Below are 1,394 nucleotides of genomic sequence, written 5' to 3' on the forward strand. Positions count from 1 at the left end.
AGGATTTCGTCAATATAGCGCCCCATACGCCTACCCTGAGTTTACCTATCACCGCAGTAATATGCGCCATTTTAAACCGAGACAGACCTTGATCTATCTCAAGCCTTCCAACGGCCAGCGCCGGAAACTCGCGTTGCTTTCACACGAGAGCCGGACCCATCTCCTGCCGTGAGAAGTCGGGAGGTTAGGGACGGTTAAGGGAGGTGCAGAATGATTAGGTTGATTGCTATTGCTGGCTTCGCCTTATCGGTCGCAGTATCGGCGCAAGCCATGACACCTGCGCCGATTACTCCTCCGCCCAACGGCATGATCACGGAAGTCGCTGCTGCCTGCGGCGCGGGTAGGACACGAGTTAACGGTGTGTGCGTCGCAAGAACGACCGTCCGCCATACCCGTCGAGCCGTCCGTAGATGTGCGACCGGAATGACTTGCTAGCGCGCTGATGGCTTAAGCGGTGCAACCATGAGGGCTGAGACGACCCGAAACTGTCCCTAGCGGCATTCTGCGCTCAATGTTGCCCGAAGCCGCTGAAGGAGCGGCTGCTGGGTGTGATGGTCGCCGCACATGATCCAGATTAACGCTGTCGCTCGACTGCCACCAAAAATGGCGCATGGCATTTAACCCAAGACGGGTATTCACCGTCGAAGCGGCGGGGATCGCCACCCTCGTTCCCAGCGTGGCTGCGCTCTCCGTCGTCCTGTTTTGGTAGGTTCAGCCAAGAGGAAGTCTGATCCGGAACATCGCGCCGCCGTGATCCCGTTTTTCTGCTCATACTGCCCGCTGTGCGCTTCAAAACAATAGTGCGCGGCGATCGACAACCCCATGCCCATGCCCTCCGTCTTGCTGATGAAAAACGGCTCAAACACCGCTTTCATTTGTCTTGGGAATGCCCGAGCTGCGATCCGAGACAGATAGCTCGGCAATGTTATCGACGGCGCGAAGTCCGGATGCTGATGATGTGGTTTTCGGTAGGCGTCCTTCATCGCGTCCATCCCGTTCACAACAAGGTTCAGAATGACTTGTTGAAGTTGAATATGGTCGCCAAGGATCGGAAGCGCATCCCGCGTGATCATGTTCGCCATTTTGAAGTTCCGGCTAACAGCCAACGCGGAAAAAAATCTGATCGTCTCTTCCACAACTTCATTGAGGTCGAAGTTTTTCAGTTCGAATGGTGCCTTTTTCAGCAGGCTGCGCATTCTACGGACAACTTCGGTAGCGCGCTGGTCATCCTTTAGAATGTCTCCCAAAATTTCGCTTAGTTCGTTGATGTCTGGATTGGGAGACTTCAAGATCGCCTGCGCAGTCTCGGTATTCGTCAGAATAGAGCCGAGCGGCTGGTTGATTTCGTGGGCAATTGACGCGGTCAATTCGCCAGCCGTTGAGAAGCGGTTGAC

General features: G+C 55.1%; 1 protein-coding gene. It reads right to left on the minus strand.

What is annotated here, in order from left to right:
• Nucleotides 1-635: 635 nt before the first annotated feature.
• On the minus strand, nucleotides 636-1,394 hold a 759-nt coding region (locus AC0L3X_RS47080), incomplete at its 5' end, for a sensor histidine kinase (protein WP_473317601.1).

Source organism: Bradyrhizobium sp. MI1.7, from assembly GCF_055811795.1.